Annotated in this window: 21 protein-coding genes; 1 reads left to right on the top strand and 20 read right to left on the bottom strand. The window is 51.0% G+C overall.

Translation table 11 applies throughout. The features are described 5' to 3' along the window. Positions 1–172: 172 nt before the first annotated feature. Positions 173–466 (top strand): DUF3817 domain-containing protein, encoded by a 294-nt coding sequence (locus ASG81_RS18785; RefSeq protein WP_056637504.1) that lies wholly within the window; start codon positions 173–175, stop codon positions 464–466. A 77-nt stretch (positions 467–543) separates the two neighbouring features. Here the strand turns inward: ASG81_RS18785 and cysI are convergent, their stop codons facing one another. The 20 genes from cysI to cobT form a co-directional block, all read right to left on the bottom strand. Beyond that, a complete protein-coding gene (cysI, locus tag ASG81_RS18780; RefSeq protein WP_056637502.1) occupies positions 544–2265 on the bottom strand; it encodes an assimilatory sulfite reductase (NADPH) hemoprotein subunit in 1722 nt (573 codons plus the stop codon). 57 nt (positions 2266–2322) lie between these two features. After that, a complete protein-coding gene (locus tag ASG81_RS18775) occupies positions 2323–4176 on the bottom strand; it encodes an assimilatory sulfite reductase (NADPH) flavoprotein subunit (protein WP_056637499.1) in 1854 nt (617 codons plus the stop codon). Positions 4177–4444: 268 nt separating this feature from the next. Next, positions 4445–5233 (bottom strand): undecaprenyl-diphosphate phosphatase, encoded by a 789-nt coding sequence (locus ASG81_RS18770; RefSeq protein WP_056637496.1) that lies wholly within the window; start codon positions 5231–5233, stop codon positions 4445–4447. A gap of 51 nt (positions 5234–5284) precedes the next feature. Further along, the gene (locus tag ASG81_RS18765; RefSeq protein ID WP_056637494.1) at positions 5285–6598 is read right to left on the bottom strand and encodes a hemolysin family protein; all 1314 of its coding nucleotides are present in this window, start codon (positions 6596–6598) and stop codon (positions 5285–5287) included. 31 nt (positions 6599–6629) lie between these two features. Next, positions 6630–6989 (bottom strand): Lin0512 family protein, encoded by a 360-nt coding sequence (locus tag ASG81_RS18760; RefSeq protein ID WP_056637491.1) that lies wholly within the window; start codon positions 6987–6989, stop codon positions 6630–6632. Positions 6990–7035: 46 nt separating this feature from the next. Then, on the bottom strand, positions 7036–8184 hold the full coding sequence (locus ASG81_RS18755; protein ID WP_056637488.1) for a DUF3900 domain-containing protein: 1149 nt from the start codon (positions 8182–8184) through the stop codon (positions 7036–7038). A 383-nt stretch (positions 8185–8567) separates the two neighbouring features. Next, positions 8568–9662 carry a nitric oxide synthase oxygenase gene (locus ASG81_RS18750; RefSeq protein ID WP_056637485.1) on the bottom strand — a complete coding sequence of 365 codons (1095 nt, stop codon included), beginning with the start codon at positions 9660–9662 and terminating at the stop codon, positions 8568–8570. After that, positions 9659–10504, bottom strand: a complete 846-nt coding sequence (locus ASG81_RS18745; protein WP_056637482.1) for an EcsC family protein — start codon at positions 10502–10504, stop codon at positions 9659–9661. Before ASG81_RS18745 ends, ASG81_RS18750 begins: the two co-directional genes overlap by 4 nt. Positions 10505–10687: 183 nt before the next feature. Then, positions 10688–12769 carry a HelD family protein gene (locus tag ASG81_RS18740; protein WP_056637479.1) on the bottom strand — a complete coding sequence of 694 codons (2082 nt, stop codon included), beginning with the start codon at positions 12767–12769 and terminating at the stop codon, positions 10688–10690. An 81-nt stretch (positions 12770–12850) separates the two neighbouring features. Beyond that, the gene (locus tag ASG81_RS18735; protein WP_056637732.1) at positions 12851–13141 is read right to left on the bottom strand and encodes a DUF1294 domain-containing protein; all 291 of its coding nucleotides are present in this window, start codon (positions 13139–13141) and stop codon (positions 12851–12853) included. Between the two features lie 65 nt (positions 13142–13206). Then, a complete protein-coding gene (gene hrpB, locus ASG81_RS18730) occupies positions 13207–15735 on the bottom strand; it encodes an ATP-dependent helicase HrpB (RefSeq protein ID WP_056637474.1) in 2529 nt (842 codons plus the stop codon). A gap of 28 nt (positions 15736–15763) precedes the next feature. After that, a complete protein-coding gene (locus ASG81_RS18725; protein ID WP_056637470.1) occupies positions 15764–16588 on the bottom strand; it encodes a hypothetical protein in 825 nt (274 codons plus the stop codon). Between the two features lie 26 nt (positions 16589–16614). After that, a complete protein-coding gene (gene corA / locus ASG81_RS18720) occupies positions 16615–17565 on the bottom strand; it encodes a magnesium/cobalt transporter CorA (RefSeq protein WP_056637464.1) in 951 nt (316 codons plus the stop codon). A gap of 146 nt (positions 17566–17711) precedes the next feature. Continuing rightward, on the bottom strand, positions 17712–18422 hold the full coding sequence (locus ASG81_RS18715; protein ID WP_056637461.1) for an adenosylcobinamide amidohydrolase: 711 nt from the start codon (positions 18420–18422) through the stop codon (positions 17712–17714). Then, on the bottom strand, positions 18419–20035 hold the full coding sequence (locus ASG81_RS18710; RefSeq protein ID WP_056637457.1) for a cobyric acid synthase: 1617 nt from the start codon (positions 20033–20035) through the stop codon (positions 18419–18421). Before ASG81_RS18710 ends, ASG81_RS18715 begins: the two co-directional genes overlap by 4 nt. Then, positions 20032–21135, bottom strand: a complete 1104-nt coding sequence (cobD, locus tag ASG81_RS18705) for a threonine-phosphate decarboxylase CobD (protein WP_056637454.1) — start codon at positions 21133–21135, stop codon at positions 20032–20034. The genes ASG81_RS18710 and cobD overlap by 4 nt, the downstream gene beginning before the upstream one ends. 20 nt (positions 21136–21155) lie before the next feature. Continuing rightward, positions 21156–21968, bottom strand: a complete 813-nt coding sequence (gene cobS / locus ASG81_RS18700) for an adenosylcobinamide-GDP ribazoletransferase (RefSeq protein WP_056637451.1) — start codon at positions 21966–21968, stop codon at positions 21156–21158. Then, positions 21950–22930 carry an adenosylcobinamide-phosphate synthase CbiB gene (cbiB, locus tag ASG81_RS18695; RefSeq protein ID WP_056637445.1) on the bottom strand — a complete coding sequence of 327 codons (981 nt, stop codon included), beginning with the start codon at positions 22928–22930 and terminating at the stop codon, positions 21950–21952. The genes cobS and cbiB overlap by 19 nt, the downstream gene beginning before the upstream one ends. Further along, the gene (gene cobU, locus ASG81_RS18690) at positions 22927–23517 is read right to left on the bottom strand and encodes a bifunctional adenosylcobinamide kinase/adenosylcobinamide-phosphate guanylyltransferase (RefSeq protein ID WP_056637440.1); all 591 of its coding nucleotides are present in this window, start codon (positions 23515–23517) and stop codon (positions 22927–22929) included. Before cobU ends, cbiB begins: the two co-directional genes overlap by 4 nt. A gap of 10 nt (positions 23518–23527) precedes the next feature. Next, entirely contained in the window at positions 23528–24592 is a 1065-nt protein-coding gene (cobT, locus tag ASG81_RS18685; protein WP_056637433.1) for a nicotinate-nucleotide--dimethylbenzimidazole phosphoribosyltransferase, read from the bottom strand. Position 24593 lies beyond the last annotated feature (1 nt).

Raw genomic sequence — 24593 nt, 5'->3', positions numbered from 1 at the left:
TCAGCCCCTCTTTGGCTAGCCTATTAGCGCTTCTTAAACTCTCCGACTAATTAGGCCTAAGCTGCCCATAAATACTGAAAAAAACATTGGAACAAGCGGTCTCCGAATTCGTACAACTATAGTGGACTGGCTTGGAGCCGCGCCCGATTTCATTTCAGATGGAGGTCATTAAATGTTTAAATCCGCATTAGGCCGACTGCGTATCGTCGGATTCTATGAAGGGATATCCTTTCTAGTGCTGCTGCTCATTGCGATGCCGCTTAAATACTGGGCCGATATCCCGCAGGCTGTAACCGTTGTAGGCGGACTGCACGGGCTATTATTCGTTCTTTATATGCTTGCCTTGCTTCACGTATGGATTTCTCATCGGTGGTCCATATTCAAGGTAGCAGCCGCCTTTATAGCTGCCTTCCTCCCTTTCGGCACTTTTGTACTCGATAAGAAGCTGCTGCGTAATCAAGCCTAAAGCATCATACTCCATGAACAGACAAAAGACCAGGGCAGAACGCCCTGGTCTTCTTATGCTTACCTTGCTACAGCTAATTAGTTATGAAATTCCTGTCCATCATGAACCGCATTAACATAACCTGCACGAATAACAAAATCTCCAAAATTCTCACCCGGCTGCCGTTCTTTCGCATACTGGTGAATAATCGGCTTGAGCGTATCCAAAATCTCTGTTTCATCGATATTTTCCCGATACAGCTTATTCAGTCTTTCTCCGGCAAAACCTGCACCCATGTACATGTTATATTTGCCGACTGCCTTGCCAATAAACGAGATTTCACCGAGTGCCGGTCTAGCACAGCCGTTAGGGCAGCCGGTCATACGAATGTTGATCTCTTTATCGCGAAGACCCGCTTCATTAATAATCGGCTCCAGCTTGTCGATCAAGGTAGGCAGGTAGCGCTCTGCTTCCGCCATAGCAAGTCCGCATGTCGGCAAGGACACGCAGGAGATTGCGCTTTTGCGCAGCGCAGAAAGATGCGCACCGTCCGTGAGTCCGTACTGCTCAGCCAATTCGGTAATTTTGCGTTTCTTCTGAGTAGTTACATTACCGATGATAAGATTCTGATTCGGCGTAATCCGGAAGTCCCCAGTATGAACCTTAGCGATTTCCCGCAGTCCGGTCATCAGAGGCAGGTTTTCATTGTCCTCAATACGGCCGCTTTGGATATAAATCGTCAAATTCCATTTGCCGTTGCTGCCCTTCAGCCAGCCATAGCGGTCGCCGCTGTTTTCGAATTGGTACGGGCGAACGGCTTCAAGCTGATATCCCATTCTGTTTTGAAGTTCGGTTTTGAACCACTCAATGCCGTGACGGTCAATCGTGTACTTAAACCGCGCATTTTTACGGATTGAACGATTGCCGTAGTCACGCTGGATCATAACGGTCTTCTCAGCCAAATCGACAATACGCTCTGGCGGGCAGAAGCCGATTACTTTACCCAACTGCGGATAAGTAGCTGAATCGCCATGCGTCATCCCCATACCGCCGCCAACTGAGATATTAAAGCCTTTCAGCTTGCCGTCTTCCACAACCGCAATGTAACCGATATCCTGCGAGAAAACATCTACATCGTTATGAGGAGGGATCGCAAAGCCGATTTTGAACTTACGCGGCAAATAAACGGGTCCATAAATCGGTTCTACTTCTCCGTCTTGCTTGCCATCAACCACTTTCTCGCCATCCAGCCAAATTTCGTGATAAGCCGGTGTGCGCGGAGCCAGATGATCATTGACCTCACGTGCCCAGTAGCTTACCTCATCATGAACTTCGGATTGGAAAGGATTAGGACTGCACATTACGTTACGGTTTACGTCGCCGCAAGCCGCCAATGTAGTCATCAGCCCGCTGTTGATTTTTTGAATGGTCGGCTTCAAATTCCACTTTAAAATACCATGCAGCTGGAACGTTTGACGAGTCGTCAAACGAAGCGTTCCATTGCCGTACTTATGCGCCAGACTATCCATAGCCAGCCATTGCTCCGAGCTCGCTACACCGCTTGGCAGCACCACCCGAATCATGAACTGGTAAGCCGGCTCCAGCTTTTGACGTTCGCGCTCGTTGCGCAAATCTCTGTCATCCTGCATATAACTTCCATGAAATTTCATCAGCCGATTGTCATCCTCCGGCAAACCGCCAGTAATCGGATTTCTTAAGGTATCGACTAGCGCGCCGCGCAGGTAGTTGCTCTCGATCTTAATATGCTCAACCTCGCTTGGCGGCCCGCCGATAGGTTTAACCAATTGCTCTTTCGCCATTTGTTGCTGTCTCCTCTCGCAATCTTTCGCTTACTCTTGCTGCTGTATAACTGTTTCTTAATATACGTCGCGCTGGTACCGCTGCTGCTGCTGCAAATCGTCCAAATAAGCTGCCGCTTCTTCCGGACTCTTGCCGCCTTCCTGCTGGATAACGGTAATCAGAGCAGCATGCACATCATGCGCCATGTGCTTCTCGTCACCGCAAATATAAACATAAGCGCCTTCCTGCAGCCATTCGTATAGCTCACGGCTTCTCTCCAGTAGACGATGCTGTACATAAACCTTTTCATCCGTATCACGTGAGAAAGCAACATCCAGCTTCGTCAGCACGCCGTCCTTAAGCATTCTCTGCCAATCGGTTTGATACAAGAAATCTGTAACGAAATGACGATCGCCATAGAATAGCCATGATTTTCCTTCCGCTCCAAGTTCCTCTCTCTCCTCAAGGAATGCTCTAAACGGAGCGACTCCCGTACCCGGCCCAACCATGATGATCGGTGTATCCGGATTTGCAGGAAGCTTGAAGTTAGGATTTTGCTGGATATAGATAGGCAAGCTGTCACCCGGCTGCACCCGCTCAGCACAATGAATCGAGCAAACGCCGTAGCGGTCGCGTCCATGAGCTTCATAGCGGACAGCTCTGATCGTCAGATGAACTTCATCATTATTTGCTTTGAAACTGCTCGCAATCGAATACAGGCGTGCAGGCAGTTTTCTCAAAATGGCTACAAAGCTGCTTGGCGTTGCTTGCCAAGGAGAGAAATCTTGAACCAAGTCGAGAAGATCCCGGCCATTAATATAGTTCTTTAGTCCCTGCTCTTGACCTGGCGCTAACAGTTCCTTCAAAGCCGAATTTGCAGTAAGCTCAGCTGCTTGCGTAAGCAGCGGCTTCGTCAATGCAGTTATTTCATAATGCTTCAGAAGCGCTTCGCGCAATGAGCCCTGTTCGCCATTTTTGTTGACGGGAACGATCTCGTCAGGATTCCAATTCATTTCCTTAATAATCGCATCCACAAGATCAGGATGATTCTCCGGGTAAATACCGAGACTATCGCCTGGCTCATATTGTAAATTGGAGCCCTCAAGGGACAGCTCCAAGTGGCGGGTTTCCCGATCTGAACCGCGACCGTTCAAGTTCAGATTCGCAAGCACCTCAGCCTTAAAAGGATTGGTTCGCGAATAAGACGATTCCTCTGTCGCTGTAACGCTGCTCGTCACGTTGACTGCAACAGCCGCACCCGAAGAAGCATTCAAGCGTTCATTTAAAGCGTTCAAAACCTGACCAGACCAGCCGGCAACAAGCTCATCGTAATCAAGATCACAATCGACGCGCGGACTTAGGCGCTGACCGCCAAGCTCCTCAAGACGCTTGTCGAAATCTTTACCCGTTTGGCAGAAAAACTCATAAGAGGTATCTCCCAGTGCCAACACGGAGAAATGCAATCCATCCAATTGAGGCGCTCTCTTGCTGTAGATGAATTCATAGAAAGCCCGTGCATTATCCGGAGGCTCACCTTCACCATGAGTACTGACAACCAAAAGCAGATTTTCAACTTTTTTCAAGCCATTTGGCTTAAATTTGTTCATTGCGGAGAGCGTCACTTGAAACCCTTGCTCTTCCAGCTTGCGTGTTAGGCTTGTAGCGATTCTTTGGCTGTTTCCGGTTTGGGAACCAAAAAGGACGGTAACCTCGCGGGATACAGCAGGCTGACTGGCTAGAGAGACAATCTCCGCTGTACCAGCAGGCTCGGAAATAGCTTGCATGCCAGCACCGGCTGATAGCGATGACTGACGAGCGAACATATAGCCTGTAAGCCATATTTGCTGCGACTCGGTTAGGGATGGCAGAAGACGATTAAGAAGCTCGACTTGCTCTTGACTAAAAGGACTGTTCGTTACCTGAAGTTGCAACAATATCCACCTCTCATAAACATAAAATCACTTTTTATTTTAAAAGTCAGATAAAAAATAGTAATACATCACTACATAACCTAACATAATCAGACAAAACGTTCAACGCTGATTTGTCACACAAAAACAACCATTTTTATGTGAAAGCAAATAAACTCACTGCAAAATAAAGAAATCAGGGCTATATGCCCTGATTTCTGCAAATTTATTAGAAAAAATGATCGTTTGGATATGAAAAAATGATAGCTGAAAAGCCCGTAATTTTGCCTTATAAGATAATAAAAGAAAATAGTGCGGCAAGCGCAAACCGATAATATGCAAACCAGGAAAGCTTAATTTTTTTCATCATGTTGATGAAGGTGACGACAGCGATCATCCCGACGATGAAGGCAGCAAGGAGTCCGATCAGGAATAAGGGAAGATCAGAAAGCGTTAGAAACTCCCGGCTTTTGAGAAGATCGATTCCGCTCGCTCCGGCCATGATCGGTACGGATACGATAAATGTAAATTCCGCCGCTGCCTTCTGGCTTGTGCCAAACAACATGCCTCCTGATATCGTCGAGCCTGATCTCGAGAAGCCCGGCCAGAGGGACAGCACCTGGAAGCAGCCTATCGCGAAGGCTTGCTTATACGAAATATCGTCGAGCTCCTCGGCAGCGGGTTTCTTCTTTACCCGATCGGCGATAATCATCAGAATCCCCCCGGCGATCAGGCCGATGAGCACGGTCTGCGGTCTAAACAAGTAATCTTTGATCAAAGAATGCAGCAGTACAGCGAAGATACCGGCAGGAGCCATTGCGAGCAGTATATGTAAAGCATTTAGCCCAGATCCATTTCCAATCTTGAAATTAAGCAGCTTAACAAATCGCTTCCGGTACAGGACCAGCACGGCCAGCACCGCTCCGAACTGAATGACCACCTCAAAGGTTTTCGCGCGGTCGCCGGTGAAATTCAGCAGCTCCGCCGTCAAAATTAAATGTCCGGTTGATGATACGGGCAAAAACTCGGTCAGCCCTTCCACAATGCCCATAATGATGGCATTAATTAAATCTCCCAACGTCCGATTCCCCCACACTAATTAACGAATGCTTGCTGATTTTATACAAGCTTAGGCATGTCCGTATGTACCCAATTCATTTTCCAGCAAATCGGTTTGAATTTCAATTTTACGGATCCGGTTATCGTCGCGTTCGCGAATGATGAACGTCATTTTTCCAAACGTCCAGGGTTCCCCAATCGGCAAATCCGGCTTCTGATTAAAGAGCCAGCCTCCTATCGAATCCATCTCGTTGCTTTCGAGATCAGTTCCGGCAGCTTCGTTCCAGTCGCTTATTAAAGCTTTGCCATTGACCAAATAACGCTGCTGCTCAATGAGTTCGATTTCCTTCACTTCATCCGCATCGAACTCATCGCGAATTTCCCCGACGATCTCCTCGATGATGTCCTCTATCGTTATAAGACCTGCCGTGCCTCCGTACTCATCGAGCAGTATCGCAATATGTACGCGCTCCTGCTGCATCTTTCGCAGCAGCTTATTGATCGGCATGACCTCAGGCACCGACATGACGCTCTGAAGGACCATCGTTATGTCCGAATTCCGGTCTGTGTCATAGCGCAGAAAAAATTGTTTCGTATTAAGAATCCCGATAATGTTGTCCTTGCTTCCCTTGGCAACCGGAAACCGCGTATACTGCTCTTTCTTGATAACCGCCAAGTTCTCATCGCGGGTATGCTCCACAAATAAACAGACCATATCCGTTCTCGGCACCATTATTTCGCGCGCAAGCCGTTCATCAAAGGCAAAAATCCGGTTAACATAGCCGTATTCACTCTTGTTGATTTTCCCGCTCTCATAGCTCTCCGACAGAATCATCCGAATCTCTTCCTCTGAATGCGCCTCATGCTCGCTTGCCGGCTTAAACCCCAAAAGACGCACTAGACCGTTCGCGGAGCCGTTAAGCAGCCATATGAATGGATACATCACCTTGTAAAATATGATAATAATCGGCGCTGTCCATTGACTGACTTCCTCCGATTTGATAATGGCCAGCGTCTTTGGAGCGAGCTCTCCAAGCACGACATGCAAATAGGTCACAATGAGAAATGAGATGACGAAGGACAGCACGGTGCTTATATCGACTCCCAAATGCAGCCGATCGAACAATGGATGCAAAATGAGTTCAATCGTCGGCTCACCAAGCCAGCCGAGGCCAAGCGCGGTAATGGTAATGCCGAGCTGGCAAGCGGATAAATAACCATCCAGCTTGCTCGTCACTTGTTCAACGGCTCTGGCATTTTTCATGCCCTCCGCTACCATCTGATTGACGCGGCTTGCGCGCATCCGAATGATGGAGAACTCCGTCGCAACGAAGAATGCAGTAAATACAAGCAATAACGCGAATAGTACGAGCTTTAAAACCATATCTGTCTCCCTTTTTGCAATGGAGATGCTATCAGCAGCCTACCTCAACCGATGCATTAACGATGTAAATCAAATCGTTCTTGTCATCTTTATCCGGAAGAACTACACCGCTTGTCGTGAGCATGCCGCCGTCCATAATCTCTACAGTCACTTGACCGTATGGCAGCACCGCCTTCACCTGCTCGATATCAAGAAGCTCATGATCACAAGGAAGCGCAAGCTTTACCCGCACCTTCATGTTATCCAGCGTCCCGCCTGGCAGCACTGACCGCAGTCCCGGCATCGAATTGTGGTGTATGGCGTTTTGTACCGCACGCACCGATGCCTTTGTAATATTTTGACCGTGCAGATCGCATCCCATGCCAATTTCTATAAAAAATAAGTTGTCCACTTAAATATCCTCTCCCTTATTGATAAATTCAATACATGCGTATTTGTTACCAAGGTACATCATCATTATGACTTGGGCCCTCGCCTGCCGGTGTGTAGCTGTATTCGGAATCAGCATCCTCAGGAGGCTTCCTGCTTCCAATACGAGGCATGACATCAACCAAATCGAGAGGCTGAACAAGCTCAACCGGCGACATGCCTTTTTCGAATTGAAAAGCGTCGCCCTCGATCACGACAACGTAACGGCCGTTATGCTTGGCGAAATGAATAGCGCCGCCGAAGTCTGCAAGCAGTCCTTTCACGGTTACGTCTCCCAGCTTGAACGAAAACGCCAAATCCGGCTTCTGCTCAACTAAAGCTGCCGCCGCAACCTCTACCTGCTCCGGCGTCCACCACTCCTGCAGATCGCGCTTTTCGCTTGCCGCCCACACCTCAACCGCATTTTCCTCCTCTCGGCGCTCGGTGCTCTCATCCTCCTGCCATTTGTCGGCGATATATTGATGCACCATTTCGACGACCTGTTCCCCCATTACCTCGGGCAGAGGCTTCTCATAGGACACATATTTCAAAAAATCCTCGAAATATCTGGCATGCGACGCTTGGTGGATCTTAAGCTCCCAATGCTCGAGCATCCCTTCCTCCGGCATATGCGGGTACTGGATCGACTTAATGCTGCGTGCGCTAATCGCCATCTCTACCTGCGAGACCAAGCTTCGCTCATCGGAAATGCGGGCAATCTTCGGCTCAAAATCACATTTCAGCAAAAACAAAAAGGGTTCGTCGAAATACGTATTCAGCTTGGAGAGTGCAATAATAAAGGCTCCACCCCGTACGGCGCTCGTGTCCATGTAGATCCGAACGAGTTCATCCGCGATACCGATAAAACGCTCCTTCGAATCTGCCTCGCGAAGCCTTTGAAATAAATTGTAGTTTTGATTGCTTCCCAGCTCATAGCCGGGCTCGACCATAAAACGTCCGATTTTCGTTGGAGCGTTTGCGGAATTCGGATTGCGCTCTACCTTTCTTTTGACGATTCGCTTAAATTCATCATCCAAAAACTTTTGAATTTCGCTGTCCTCATATGTATCCTCTTCAAGTGTCTGATAGTGCTTGAACCGTTTGCCTGATGAGGCGGCACTCTCCTCTCCATCGGTGTGAATGACAAAAAAGGATAAATATTGCATATTAAAATCCACGTTTATATTTCCTCCAAGCTAGTGAATGTCATCACCTTAGAATAGCACATCCCGCCTCTTCGCGACATCAGACGAGAGAACCTCGCACGGCATGCAGCGCTGAACGAAAATACATGGATAATTTGCATTTGGAATGCAGCTGAACACCATTAGAATGCTGCATCCTTTCTTTCAAAATAAAAGGAGGGGGGGTCATAAGACGTGCGCTGTCTTTCGTTCATTTATGTTGAGATGGGACTAGGAATCTATATAATTTGAGGGCGGTAAGCATAAAATGTTGGAGGTATACCAGAAGGTGAGGATGAAGCCTCATTAACCCCCGGTCCCGGTCTGATCTGATCTGATACGCGGAGGCTGATGCTGCAAGCTGTTATTTTGTAAGCCTAATAGGGTGCGGACTGATAACGGTAGGCTGGCGTGCGCTCCGCATCGTCATAGCTGCGATGCCAAATGCCGGTCGTAGCGGGAGACAGCGGCGGGATGAGCCATGACCAACGGCCGGTCACCGACCTGCCCTGATCCTGCTCTTGCTTCTCAAAGCGAAGGAACTGCTCTGCAGCTGTATGATGATCTACAATACTGACGCCGTGCTTCTTGAAAGAATGAAGCACAGCTATATTTAATTCTGTTAAGGCGCGATCCTTCCAAAGTGATGTATTTGTCGTCATATCGAGTTGGAACAGCTTCGCGACGTTAGGCAATTGATTATAGCGGTCAGAATCGGCCAGGTTCCGCGCACCGATTTCCGTTCCCATATACCAGCCGTTAAATGGAGCCGCCGCATAGGCGATGCCGCCGATCTCAAGCTCCATATCGGAAATGAACGGCACGCTGTACCATTGCAGCTTTAACTGCTCGAACTCGTTATTTTCAGGATGCGTTAATGCAACCTCAAGTACGGTTTCCCTAGGCAATGGATACCAATGCGGCGCTTCCCCTCCCTTGTGAATGACGAGGGGCAGTACGTCGAATCGCGTGCCCTCGCCCTTCCAGCCAAGATTCTCGCATACTTCAGTAAAGGCTAGCGATGCCGAATCTCCTACAATCCCTTCATCCCTGCGATAGCCAGCATAGCGAACGAGCTGATGGTTCCATATTCGGATGCGGTTATTCGAATGATTAGCGGGAAAGATTGTAATCGCCGGACGGATGCGTCCGCTATTCGTGGCATAGCTCATATGCTGGAAAATGCGGTTAGCAGCGTCAAGCTCATCGAGCACATCGCGCGCATCGAATACCTCAAGCGATTGCCAAAATAACCGGCCTATGCAGCGGTTATTGTTGCGCCATGCCATTTTCGTTCCGTGCTTCAGTTCTTCATACGTATGTGTATAGCAACCGGTCAGCTCGATTTGCTGCAGGACCTCATCGATTCTGCGCTTTGCTTCTTCTTCGCTCTTTCCGAGCTCAAAATAGGCTTCGCCTAAAAAAGCTTTCGCTTGCCCGGCAATCCTTTTTCTCGTGGTAGTCGTTATCATGATCCCGCCTCGATCTCCGCCAGCTTCAACAATACTCTGCGCTTTCGATATAACATCGCAGCAGCTTCCGCCACATCGTTCAGCATGCCGCGATTAATGATTGCTCCGAACAGCATGCCTGCTACCGGTATCATTTGAAACAGCTTCTTCCAGCCAAAATTATCCCGGTATACGGCTACGACCTCGCGCCACCCCTGCAGCTGTGACATCATTTGATTGCCGCGGCCCGCTTTGTCGTATGCGCTGAGCTCCTCCAAAATCGCTTTCTTCCCAATGATATCCGACGACGCGAACTGCATCACCTTAACGGTAAATATGCGTTCCTCCTTGTTCTTCGGATCAAAGCCATAGCAGATCGCAATCTCCTGTATGATCTTTAACGATAAGCCAAGAACAGCCGGTATATCAACCGCTAAGGTGAATATTCCGCCGATGCCCGTCGTCGCGCCCTGCAGCGTAGCCACCGCCTTACGGCTTGCTGCAAGCTGCTCAGCGCTTAAATTCATAACAGCCAGAGGCATTACTGCCACCTGCTCTATCGAAGCCGCTTCTTCATCCGGCAGTTCACTCACACCGTCCGGAGCTGCATTCCGCTGCATACGCTCTATGATCGAGCGCTCCGAGATGAGATACCTGCCGCCATTTTGAATATAGCTGCCAATCTCATCAACGGCTTGTCCAAGCTTTTCTTGCACAAACTTCGGCGTTATTTTATCCAGCAGCATGAAAGGCAATCGTCCAAGCTTCTCCCAAAACCATAAATCCTTCTGATCACGTTCCCACGCCTCAATCTCGCGCAAGGCTGCATGCAAATTTTGTTGCGTATCGATGACAGGCTGCATTTTTGCATCACTCTCCTTCTATCGCATCTAATACGCTTAAGTGCAGTATTCGGATTCGTCGTTCACTTTATTGACCCAATTTGCTGCCCGTATACAGCAGCAGCTCATGCCGAAGCGGAAACGCAGCAATGACCGCCGCGATAACCGCGGCGATCAAGTAGAAAACTTTATGTCATACCGAAGTTAAGCTTCGCCTGCCAGCAGAGAAGAGAGATTTCCCCGATAAAACAGCTTCAGCTTGTGCAGGGCACGCGTGCAGCCGACATACAGCAGCTTGGCATCGAGAGGCGTATAGGCTTCATCACTTGCATCTGCAACCAGAACCGCGTCGAACTCTAGTCCCTTCGATAAATAAACGGGAACGACCGACAAGCCGCCGCCGTAAGCCGGCTGCTTGCTTTGCACGAGCGATGCTTCCATTCCACGATCAATCAAATGCCGGTGGATTGTTTCGCATTCATGAGCCGTACGGCCAATGACGGATATCGTTTCGTATTCGTCTTTCGCTTGCCATTCACGAACGGAGGCTTCTATCGCAGCAAGCCATTTCTCGCTCGAAACGGGTTCAGCAAGTACGGCATCGCCGCTGCGGAAGACAGGGACGGCAGGCTTGACGCCGCCGGTCATATTTCCTAATATTTTATTCGCGAATTCGATAATTTCCATCGTCGAGCGATAGCTGCGATTCAGCTCATAAAAACTAATCTGCTCTTCATCGAACAAAGCCGTAAGCTCCGTCCAGCTTTGCACCCCCGCATAAGCATGTATCCCTTGCTGCAAATCGCCAAGCACGGTCATCGATGCCGTTCTTTGGCAGAGGCGCAGCACTTCAAGCTGGAATGGAGAATAATCCTGCGCTTCATCAATTACGATATGATCGAAGGCCTGCTTCGGCAAGCCGAACAGCTGAAGCTGAATATAAGCGAGCGGAGCCAAATCCTCCGCAGCCGCGTTCCCATTTTTCATCCGCTCAGCGGTAGCTGCTGCTACCCGCTTAGGAATGCCGGCGGCGAGTTGCTTCCCGCTGAACAAAGACGCATAGAGCTGAACGGACGTGTAGGCCGGAATTTTTTTGGTATAGCTATTAAACTTGGTAAGCGCCTTCGCCCGAACCTTCTTATCGGCGATGCCCTTCATCTTCAGCTCGGACTCGAACCAGCGGCGAATACGGCTAACCAATCGGTCCCGTTTTTTCATGAGCGTTTCTTCGCCATAGTCGGTGTCATACCATTCACGCATTTGCTTCGGCGATAGCATGAGTCCGTCGACCGGCACAAATGGCGTCGTCGGTACGATTCGCTGCTCGAAGTCGGCAATTCGCTCATCGACGATCGCTTTAAAAGCAAGATTCCCTTTAAAACGGCCCGATGCATGCTCGATTTCGGCAGCTGTCCGGCGTTCCTCGAACCAATAGGCCATCGTTTCGGAAGGATCGCTGACGGCTATCGTATTCTCAAGCAGCTCAAGAGTCCAGTCGCTGAACGTTGTCTGCTGGATATCGCCCACGCCAAGCTCCGGCAATACGCCGGATATGTAGTCGAGAAACATGCGGTTCGGGGCGAAAATAATCATACGCTCCGCCCGCATCCGGTCAGCGTATTGATAGAGCAAAAAGGCGAGCCGATGCAGCGCAACGGTTGTTTTACCGCTCCCTGCTACTCCTTGAATAAACAAGGCTTTGTTGCGGTCCGCGCGTATGATCCGGTCCTGCTCGCCTTGAATCGTCGAGACGATATCGCGGAGCTTATTATCCTTATTCTCGCCGAGGCGATATAAAAGAAATTCGTCAGTGACCGAGCCCTCTTCCTGGCCTCGCACATAGCTGTCGACCAAACGGATAAGCTCTCCCTGACGAATCATGAAATTCCGTTTTAAATGAATGAAGCCTTCGATTTCCCCGTCAGGCGATTCGAAGGAAGCAGGCGCTTCGCCGCCTGTGAAGGAATAGAAAACGCTTGCTGCCGGCGCGCGCCAATCGATTACAAGCAGCTCATTGCTGCCTTGCTTTGCGACACCCGCTTTACCAATATATAATGGCTTCTGCTCGCCCGCTGGCAGCTCTTGAAAGTCAATCCGGCCAAAATAAGGCTCGCGCTTCGAAATTTCAAGCCTTTGTCTCCGTTCCTCTTGCTGCAAATCGAGCATTTGCTCCGTGAAATCGTCGCCTTTGTAGCGCGGACCAATGGCTTGCAGCTGAGTCTTAATGTCACGGAGTGATTCTGTTAACCGTTCTTGCTCTTCTTGATAGGCACTTTGAACTGTCATGTCAGTTACCTCCTAAGTATTGGTATGCTGGATAAAAAAAAGAGAAGCCCCAATATACCATAGGACGGCTTCCCAAAGCAATCATGAGTTTACGGTCACGCCAATGAGCCAGACAACTCCAATTATGAGCAATAGATTAAGACCGAACAAAAAGGGAATGCCTACTGTAAAAGTGCGGTGCATCGTCTTATGGCGCCAAGCTTTCATCGCGAGCCAAGTGCCGCCCGCGCCGCCTATCGCGCTAAACAGAAACAGACGTTTTTCCGGTACGCGGCGGCGCTGTTTTTTGGCTCTCCTTTTATCCCAGCCCATTAACGCGAATGTGCAGCTGTTAATCACAAGTAAATAGGTCATCAAAACGTAATAAGCCATATGCTCAGAACACATCCTCTCCGAAAGGGGCCTCCTATCGTAAACTAACAGATCAGCCGAGACGTTTAGGTATGTCTCGGCTTCGCTCTATTTGTCGGCACAGCTGTGTGTGGATCATCCGGCCAATGATGCTTCGGATAGCGCCCCTTCAAATCCTTCCTCACTTCGAAATACGCATGCTCCCAAAAGCTGCTCAAATCTCTCGTTACTTGGACCGGCCGCTGCGACGGCGATAACAAATGAAGCGTCACCGGAAGTCTTCCTCTCGCGAGCAGAGGAGTATTCTTCAAGCCGAACAGCTCCTGCAATCGAACGGCGAGCACGGGAGACTCGGGATCGCTATAATCAACCGGAATGCGTGATCCGCTAGGCACGACAATATGGGTCGGAACCTGCTCATCCAGCTCCTGCTTCTGCTTCCAGCTAAGCTTGCCTTCCAGCAGCTGCTGCATCTGCAGCTTCTGCAACTCCGAGCGGCTCTTCATCCCGTAAATATGCGGCTTTAACCATTGCTCCAGTGAATCCAGCAGCGCTTCATCGGAAGCGTCCGGCCAATCATCGCCCGCTAGAGCCATTAGTCTCATTCTGGCCTTCAGCTGCTGCGCTTGCTTCGTCATCGGCAGCATAGCGAAGCCTGCCTGACGAATCGCGGCAATTAAAGTGTCCGCCACCCGATTTTCATCCGGCTGGTGCAACATCGATTCCTTCATCACAATGTAGCCTAGGCGCATACGCTTCCTCGCCCTTACCGCTTGGGCTGACGTATCCCACTCCACGGCTTCCTCGGCCGTAATATATACGGCTAAATACTGCTCGATATCATTTTGCCGAAGCTCGGCCGCCAGCCTTACCCGGCTCTCTGTGCCCGCATCGTCTAACTCGCAAGCGGCGAGGTAGGGCGACCGCGATAAAGGCTGCAGCTCCGGCAGCACCGCGCCTCTTCCGTTTGCCAATAAATATCGGCCGTCGCTGCGCCGCAGTGCGATACGATCGGGATAAGCGAACGCGAGCAAGACGCCAAGCGGAATTTGCTGCAAGTGCCGATCGGCATTTTTAGCAGCAGATTGCTGCGAAACGACTCGCTCCCATTGATCTGCCTGAGCCATTATACGGTACGCGGCTCCGATACCGGGATGCTCGGCGCTCCCGTTTTTTGGGGCTTTACTATCTCGTCCTGTCAACCGGTAAAGCAGGTCCAACCGAAGCTGAACGTCTACATTGCGCTCCTGTGGAAGCATATCCCGTTCGCTTAACAAAGCAGCCACCTCGCAAGCCGCCCTCGCTGATCCCATTTCAGAAGCCTGCAAAATCATTGCCCCAAGCCGCGGATGAAGACCGAACTGCGCCATTTTCGCGCCTGCCGCTGTCGGTTTGAAGCTGTCATCGATCGCGTTAAGCTGCCGCAGCAAGGCTATCGCTTGTTCATAAGCCGCGGCGGGCGGCGCCGTTAGCCAGTCCAGCTCAAGCGGATCTTGGATGCCCCAAATCGCTAGCTCCAGCGCAAGCGATGCAAGATCCGCCTCGAGAAGCTCAGGCGTGCTTTGCTCAGGCAAATAAGGATGCTCGAGCTCCGACCACAGCCGGTAGCAGCTGCCTGCTGCCTGCCGTCCCGCTCTGCCGCGCCGTTGGTCGGCCGATGCCGCGGAGACAGGCACCGTTTCCAGCCTTGTCATTCCCGTTCGCGGCGAGAAGCGGGGAACACGCATCAGACCGCCGTCTACAACAATCTTAACTCCCTCTACCGTTAAGCTGGACTCCGCAATTGAAGTAGCAAGGACAACCTTGCGCTCCCCATCAAGACATGGAGCAACAGCGGCATCCTGCTTCTCCAGCGGTAAGCTGCCGTGCAGCTCCTCGATTCGAATATGTGCCGCGAGTCCAGCCTCGTTAAGCAGCCTGGCCGTGCGGCGTATTTCTGCGACGCCCGGCAAAAAAGCCAGCACATCCCCTTCATGCGCGCGAAGTGCTTCTACAATCGTCCGTGCCATGTGCTGCTCGATCGGTCCAGTCAACCTCGCTGGCGCATAATGCGTCTCGACCGGGAATACCCGACCTTCGCTTCGTATGACGGGCGCACCGCCCAGCAGCTCAGCAATCGGCCCCGCAGCAAGCGTTGCGGACATGACGACCAGCCGCAAATCTTCACGGAGCAGCGACTGCGACTGCAAGCAAAGCGTAAGGCCAAGATCGCCGTGCAAATGACGTTCGTGAAACTCGTCGAACAAGACGGCTCCGACCTGCTCAAGCGCCGGATCCTCCTGCAGCATGCGCGTGAGCACGCCCTCGGTAACGACTTCGATGCGCGTTCGCGGGCTGACACGCGAATCAAGTCTTACACGGTATCCAACCGTCCCGCCAACCTGCTCCCCTAGCGACTTCGCCATAAACTGGGCAGCGGAGCGCGCAGCCAGCCTGCGCGGCTCGAGCATGATGATCTTTTTGCCCGACAACCACGGCTGATCGAGCAGCGCAAGCGGTACGCGCGTCGTCTTCCCAGCTCCGGGCTCTGCAACCAATACGGCATTAACTCCGCAGCGCAGCGAACCCAGCAGCTGAGGCATTACCGCATCAATGGGCAATTGCTGTTGCTTCATGCTGATTGCTCCTTCATCTTATTCCGTCTCATTTCACTATTCGCAGCATTTGCACGACCGGCCTGCTGTCACCTGGCAGCGATGCCTCGCTGCTCAAAAGCTGCGAGGAGCCGTCGCCATCCAGAAAAATGCCATCAACAAGCTTCCCGTCGCCGATGCTGGCAACAATCGCTTCCCGAAATACGGCTAACGATCCCTTCGTTTCACTAACGATTAAATATAATGCACCGGTATTATCATATACCGCAGCTGAACGCAAGCTGTCATCCTCCGGGAAAGGCGCGTTTTCCTTCACCATTTGCCCGTACCAATTAGCATCATCGCCTAGACTCATGCTAATGCCGCCTTGAGCCCAAAAGCGGGTATGATCCTTTACCTTCAGCTCAGAAGAATGGCTGACGACCTGCACGCTTAACGAATCCGAGGCGCCATCCCATACGAGTGTCCCCCGCGCAAACTTTACATTTTCGGTTCCCGTTCCGAAGCTGCCAACTTCCTTATTAACCGGGAGGCTGTTTACCACCCCGATGCTTAACAGCTGATTGCCGTAAAAAAAGCCGCCGTTAATGCCGACCTTGCCTGAAAGCGTAACATTATTATGGATCGTTTCCAGCGTAACGTAAGCTGCCTTCGTTTGTAGCACATGAAGCTTCATACCGCCGGGCGCTGTCTCTGAATAATAGGTATAGTGCAGCTCTTGCCCCGTTTCTAAGGCGTCAGCTGCTGTACGGTTGCCAAGCGCAACTATCATCAGATAGAGCATGATTCCCAAAACGGCCAGAATTCCCGCCAAAATACCGATAACCGCAAATAAACGTTTGCTGCTCATCCGGGCAGTCTCTTTCATTTCCATTGCAGTAAAAGTCTCCTTAGCTTTCTTCATTTAAACCAACCCTTTGACCTAAACCAAGCATACATCCCCACTCCAATGACGAACATAACCGATATTACGGCAAAATAACCCCAGCTCCATTTAAGCTCAGGCATATTGCTGAAGTTCATCCCGTATATACCTGCCAAAAAAGTCAAAGGCATAAAGATCGTCGTAATGACGGTAAGGGTCTTCATAATCGAATTCATTCGATGGGAATTGTAAGAAATATAGTTGTCGCGCAGGTCAGCCGTCATCTCTCTGCTGGAATCCATCATCTCCGACAGCTTAAGCAGGTGGTCGTAGACATCATGATAGAAAGCCAAATATTGCTTCAGCCCTACAATGCGGTCCGAATTCATCAGTCGATACAACAAGTCCCGCATAGGCACAATCGTTTTGCGAAGCCGAAGCAGCCGGGACCGGATGTTAAAAATATCGCTCATCGCCGTCTGGCTTTGCGCATCGCCGATGCCGATTTCCATATCCAGCAGCTGATCCTCCAGCTCGTGAACCGCAGGGAAATATTGATCGACTAGCTTGTCCATAACGAGATATGCCGCATATAAGTGGCCATTTTCGCCAATTTTCTTTTTAGACGTAAGTTTTGTCCGCGCATCCTCGATTTCCGGGGAAGGCTCATAGTGAAACGTTACGATAAACTGCGGACCGATGAACATGTTGATTTCATTAACAGTTAATGTTTTCCGTTCCACTTCGTGCAGCACCAAAAAATGGACGTCGTCGTAATGATCCAATTTGGGCCGTTGAAGCAAATGATAGCAATCCTCGATCGCCAGCGGATGAAAGTGGAAAAACGTATCGAGCAGCCGGCATTCGTCTTCCTTCGGGTTGTTAAAATCAACCCAATACCAATCCAGCTCCGCCGACTTTAGCTCCTCGAGCGTTAAGTCCATCAGCCACTCTTTTTTTTTGGTATAGCCAATAATCCGTATCAAAGGATAAATCCTCCCATTCTAAGCGCAGCATAATCGAAACACCGAACGATAGTTCAACTTATTCATTTTACATGAAATCGCTGCCGCTGTAATGGATACTTCATTATTTTAATCTTCTCTGTCAAGCGTTCCCGGCTAAGACAGCCTTAGTCCTCCTGCTGCGTTCGGGCCGCTTCGAGCACCGTCTCATATACGGCTTCGCCGATGGCGCAGCCGATCGTAGTCGCTGCGCCGGCATAAGCATGTACCGCATTCCAGCTTACTGCCTGGCTTACTCCGATCACGATAGCGTCTGTCGTGGTGCCGGTTGCCGATTCGCCGGTCGCCCTCTCTACGATGCCTAATTGCTGAAGTGCGGCTGTTTTTGCTTCTGTCGCGGTTATAACTGCGTTAACCATCGCGGCTTCAGTCATCTGGCCATCGATCATAATAATCGTATTAATCGTTCCCGGCGAATAAGCGGAAAAGGTGCTGCGCTGCAAGCCTGCTCTCGCCGCGTTACGCGTTCCGACAGTCGTACAGCACAACAGCTTAAACCGGTCGCCTTCAAGCTCGGTGATGGACGCATGCGTCAGCTTCGCCGCGGTGATCAGACCGATCGTATCCTTGGAATCGCAGCCCCATTCCCCGCATTTCCTCACGATTTCGCGAACGGGATCATCGCATTGATAGGTGAGCGGCACCTTCCAGTTTATGATGCAGTTCGAATAGGAGAAGCCTCCCGGATGAACTGCGCTGCTTAGAGTATATAGGCGATCCGGACAGCTTGCTTCAATCCGGTCCTCAAGCAGCTGTAGGCTCACGCCGCGCCAAATGGTTGAAACATATCGCCTGCCGCCACGGAAAGGCTGAGTCATCGTGCGCCCTCCTCCGGCAAACCTAGTAGATCGTAAATAAGCGCTGTATTAAGGTAGCGACGCGCATGCTCCGCCAGCCGGTCGAACGCAGCTTCCCGTCTTTCTTGAAACCGCAGTTCAGCCGGTAAGGACTCCAGTCCCTTCGATTCACGCAAGCTGTTTAACCAGTTTCGGCGAAAATCGTCATTATGCAATATACCGTGAATAAAAGTTCCCCACAACTTTCCATCGGGTGAGCTCGCTCCCTCGGCTTCGTAAGGGGAAGGAGACTCGTCCTCCAGCAATGATCGATGCTCCCTAATTAGAAACGGCCGATACATGGACTGGTCCGCCTGCTGCCAGTTCACCTCGCCCATATGAATCTCATAACCCTCGATCTTGGCGGGTGACGCATCACCGTTAAATTGGCCTGCACCTTCGACTCGCACCGTTTTTTTCTGCTCCGTAAAGCGGACCTCGAATGGAAAAAAGGATAACCCGTCCGTTTCCTCCACGGACGATTCGATGTGCAGCGGATCATACAGCTTTGATCCCAGCATCTCGTATCCGCCGCAAATACCGACTGCTGCCCCGCCGCTGGACACATGTTTATGTATTAGCTCGGCCAAGCCTGTTTCCCTCAGCCATAATAAATCCTCGATCGTATTTTTGCTGCCTGGAAGGATGACAGCATCAGGACTGCCCCACTGTCCTGCATGTTCAATATAACGAAGCTGAACGTCCGTCTCGAAGCGCAGCGGGTCGATATCCGTAAAGTTAGAAATGCGCGGCAGCTGTATAACGGCTATATCCAGCTCCCGCTGCAGCTTGGCACCATCCGAATGTAAGGCAGCGGCCTGCTGTTTGCTAAGTGAAAGCGAATCCTCATCCTCGAGCTCCAAGCCCGGCATAAATGGCAGGACACCAAGCACTGGCTTCCCTGTTCGATCCTCCAGCCAATCCAGGCCAGCTTGCAGCAAAGATACATCGCCGCGGAACTTGTTAATGATGAAGCCGCATATGCGGTCTCTCTCCTCCGGCTCAAGCAGCTCCAAGGTACCGACGATGGAAGCAAATACGCCGCCCCGATCAATATCGGCAACAAGAATGACGGGAGCGTCCGCCCAAGCTGCCATCCGCATATTGACGATATCGCGATCCTTCAAATTAATCTCAGCCGGACTGCCCGCACCTTCCAGCACTACGATGTCATACGCCTCGCGCAAACGCCGAAGCGACGCCTGGACGATACTGCCGGCGACCGGCAAATATTTCTCGCGGTATTCTTTTGCATTATAATCTCGCAAAGGCTTGCCGTGCACCACGACCTGCGATTTCATTTCTCCCGACGGCTTAAGCAATATCGGATTCATGTCCGTCGTCGCGAGGATGCCGCAAGCATCCGCCTGCATACCTTGCGCGCGGCCGATTTCTTTACCATCCCATGTGACATAAGAGTTTAGCGACATATTTTGCGATTTAAAGGGGGCCGTACGCCAGCCATCCTTCGTGAAAATCCTGCAAAGCGCAGCTGTAATCAAGCTTTTGCCTACATCTGAAGCTGTACCCTGTACCATGATTGTACGGCCTAAAGCTGCGGTTATCCCTGATGCACGCTCTTCTTTATAAGTCATTTCACACCACGGCTCCCGTTTTGAATCAAGCATAGCTTTAATGCCGCTACCAGCTGCTCATTTTGCTCACGAAGCTTAATGGCAACCCGAATATAAGTATGATCAAGGCCGGAAAATCTCGACGCGTCACGAATGAGGACGCCCTTCTTACCCATCTCAAGCTGAAGCATGCTGGCGCTTAATCCAACGTCCTTCGGAATGCGTACGAGTAAATAATTGGCCGCACTAGGATTAACTTCAAAGCCGATTGCCTCCAGCTCTGAGATCAGCCACGGCCTTTCCTTTTGCAGCCACGAAATCGTCCGTCCGGCATAATCCGCCTCGTCCAGCACCGACTCTCCGATCAGCTGTGCTAAGGAATTAACGCTCCAAGGCACCTGCAGGCGCCTTAATCCGCTCAACGTTTTTGGCATGCCTACGATATAGCCAAGCCGAATGCCGGGTATCGCATAAAATTTCGTCATGGAGCGGATAACGAATAATCTCTCATTTTTCGTCGCCTCCTGAATAAGGCTGTAACACGATTCCTCCGGAACAAAATCCATAAATGCTTCGTCAACGACAACATATCCGCCCTTTTTCAACAGCTTCCGGATGAGCTCCGGATCTACAAGCTGCCCGGTCGGATTGTTCGGCGAGCCGAGAATGAATAACGATCCGGCAGCAGCTGCTTCGCATAAATGCTCCGAATCCCATATCAATTCGAATTGATGATCCGCTGACAGCTTAACTTCATACACCGCTCCGCCAATTTTCCGTATTGCATCTCCATATTCGTCAAAGCAAGGAATAGCCAGCGTCGTTAATTTGGGCTGCAGCACACGTACGATAAGATCTATTAATTCCGCTGCCCCATTGCCGACGACAATCGATTGCTCATCGATATTGTGCAGCTTAGAGAGCTTCCGTCTCAGTCCGCGCACGGCAGGGTCCGGGTATTGTCCGATAAGCTCCGCATAAGCGAGTAAGGCTTGCTTTACACTAAGCGGCGGTCCCAGCGGATTCATGTTCGAGCTGAAATCTACAAATTTTTGTGCAGGTATTCCGAAAGCTTCCTCCGCGGTCCGCAAATCGCCGCCATGACCGTATCTTTCCAACATCTTTACTTGCAACTCCTTTTCTATAGCGCGTGAAGCCATATGACCGCAGCCAACAACAGCACCGCCTCAATCGCTTCGTTCATAGCTCCGTATGTATCGCCGGTCAAACCGCCAAGCTTCCGATTCAACCATGCGGCAAGAAGCCAACCGCAACAAACGGTAATCAATCCTATTATCAACAGCAAGATGAATGCTGCGTTCTCTTTCATGCCAGAAATCCATAAAACGATCCATGTGCCGGCAGCAGCTGCGAAAAACGCTGCCGCAGCATGCAAACCTTTAACCTCATTAAACAATACGGCAATTCCTTCTCCTTGCCTTGCATTTGGCCAGCATGCAATTGCCGCGGTCATCCAAGCCCGGCTCCATATCGGAACGGTCACGAGCAGCGGCCAATAAGGCATAGCCTGAACACCATCTAATAATTCGTATACCAACGAGGCTTTCAACAACAGCAGCAGCACGGCAGCAAGTACACCCATCGCCCCTACCCGGCTATCCTTCATAATTTCGAGCATCCGCTCGCGGGAGCGGTGACTCAGCACGCCGTCTGCCGTGTCCATCCAGCCGTCAAGATGCAGGCCTCCGCTTAATGCCGTCCAAAAGGCGAGCACGATTACAGCGCAGGGCCATGCAGGAACAAAAAGGTCTAAAACAAAAGCGAAAGCGGCTAGGCAAACGCCAATAAGCGCTCCCGCGAGCGGGAAATAGATCACACTCCGTGCAAGAACGGGTTCTACAAACGGAACGGTCACCGGGACCGGAATTCGCGTTAAAAATTGAAATGCAGCGATAAGAGCTTGAACATGCAGCTTTACCTCACGACGAACCATACCGCTATCACTCCCGCAAATAAAATAATGCTAACGCTATACAATAAACGAACGGTAAGCAGAATATCGTTCGGCTGCAGCAGGCGCGTCGGCCAGCCCATTCTTGCCCGTTCGCCAGGTACGCCGAAGTACACATTCGTGCCCCCCAGCTCAATGCCAAGCGCACCCGCCACCGCGGATTCCGGGATGCCGCTGTTTGGGCTCGGATGAAGATGCGCAAAGGCAAATATGGCGCGAACCGCTTGCCTTGCCTTCATGCGCCGAAAAAACAATGCCGAGATCGTAAGCATTACGCCTGTCAACCGTGCAGGTATGTAATTAAGCACATCATCTGTCCGTGCCGAGCACCAGCCAAACCATATATACTTCTCATTGCGATAACCGACCATAGAATCCAGCGTATTCGCGGCGCGATACAGCATAGCGAGCGGAGCTCCTCCGATAAGTGCGAACAACAACGGCGATACTAGCGCGTCTACCGTATTTTCGGCTACGGTCTCGACAGCAGCCCGCGAAGCCTCCCGTTCATCAAGCATCGCCGTATCCCGTCCGACAATATAACCGACATATTTTCGCGCTTCACCCAGTCTCCCCTCAACCAACGGGACATAGACCAGCATGGCCGCTTCCTTCAAGCCCTTGACCGCTAGCGTAGTCGAAATAAACCAAGCGCTAACCGCATAACCAAGCCACGGGTGCAGGGCATCCGCTGCCCAAACGATCAACCACATCGATCCCCAGCTTATCGCGAGCGTTACCGCAGTTAGAATGATACCCAAAACCTTAACAGCGGCAGGTCGTCCAGTCAACCGCTCTGGAGCGAGAAGTCGCTCCAGCAGCCGAATGAGCCGTCCAATCCATATAACAGGATGGGTGGGCCATTTCGGATCACCAATAAACCAGTCAATCGCAATAGCTGCCGCCGCAAGCAGCAGCAGCTCCTTCATAGAGTATAAAATCATAGTTGGTCCCACCTGAAGGCTTGCGATTTCAGCTCGACCGGAATGCCCGCCGTAACGAGAAAGACACGTTCGCAAATCGCAGCTGCCTGCTGATTAAGACGACCTGCCTCGTCTCGGAACAATCTGCCCAGCGGATAAGCCGGCACGATGCCGGAGCCAACCTCATTCGTGACGATTAGCAAGGAATATGGATAATTTTGGATAGCTTCCAGCAGCTTTGCTATTTCTATTTCCAGACGATTCTCTTCTAACGATTCATGCTCGATTCGCAGGAGCCAATTCGTCAGCCATAAGGTTAAACAATCGAGCAGCACGACGGGCGGTTCCAGGCCATGTTGTGCTGCTGCTTTAAATTGCTCAGCCATCCGATTAAGCCGTTCAGCTGCTTCATAGGCTTCCTCTTCCGTTTCCCAGCTAAAGCCGGATTCGACGCGATCTGTCCGGTGCTTTCCGATGCGCTCAATCATCTCGTCATCATAAGGCAGACAGGTTGCGATATAAATGCCGCGGGCCGCAGCACGCTTCGCATATTGCTCAGCGAAACCGCTCTTTCCGCTGCGGGCTCCGCCGGTTACCAGTATTGCCAACTTCCATCACCTAGCCCTTAGATACGCCCGCGCTCTCAAAAGTAGCCATCTCCTGCATGAGATGGAGCGCAGCGTCAATAAAATGAAAACATAATACCGCTCCTGTACCCTCTCCCAGCCGCATCTCCAGCTGCATGATCGGCTGCAAGCCAATCGATTCCAGCAGTTTCAAATGACCTTGCTCCTGCGAGAGGTGGGATGCAAGCATATAAGGAAGCGTCTGCTCTGCGATACGCGATGCGACAAGCGCCGCAGCCGATGAAATATAGCCGTCGATGACGACTGGACACCCGTTCGCCGCAGCTCCGATAATGACGCCGACAAGTCCGGCAATTTCCGCACCGCCGACCTTGGCGAGCACATCGATTGGATCAGCCGGATCAATCTGATTAACAGCGATCGCGCGTTTCACAACATCCACTTTGTTTAACCAGACCGCATCGTTAATGCCTGTTCCGCGGCCTACAGATTCTTCCGGCGTTAGCCCCGTCAATACGGTTGTGATAGCGGCGCTGGCCGTTGTGTTGCCAATGCCCATTTCACCCGTTGCAAACAAACGGCAGCCGCGCTGTACCTGCTCGTTCACGACTTCTATTCCAACCAAAATCGCTTTAATGGCTTCTTCACGGGTCAAAGCAGGCTGCTTCGTCATATTGGCCGTCCCGCGCACTACCTTGCGGCTTACGAGCCGCTCATGCTCTAAATCCGCATTCACGCCAATATCGACGCAAATGACGTCTGCTCCAGCTTGCCGCGCCAACACGTTGACAGCCGCTCCGCCGTTTAGAAAGTTTAGTACCATCTGCGGCGTCACCGCCTGCGGAAACGCACTAACCCCCTCATCGCAAACGCCGTGGTCGCCTGCCATAACAATGACAGATTTACGTGATAAATCCGGCCATAATTGACCAGAAATGCCGGCTAGCTGCTTTGCAATGGCTTCAAGCCTGCCTAAGCTGCCCGGGGGCTTCGTTAAGGAATCAGAATGCCTCATGGCTAATACCGCTGCCTCTTCGTTGAAGGGCTTTATTTGAGTAATCGTATCTGTAAGCTGTTTATACAAATCGCTTTCCATT

The organism is Paenibacillus sp. Soil522 (assembly GCF_001428245.1).
Taxonomy (GTDB): domain Bacteria; phylum Bacillota; class Bacilli; order Paenibacillales; family Paenibacillaceae; genus Pristimantibacillus.
This window is presented reverse-complemented; position numbering and strand designations above follow the sequence as displayed.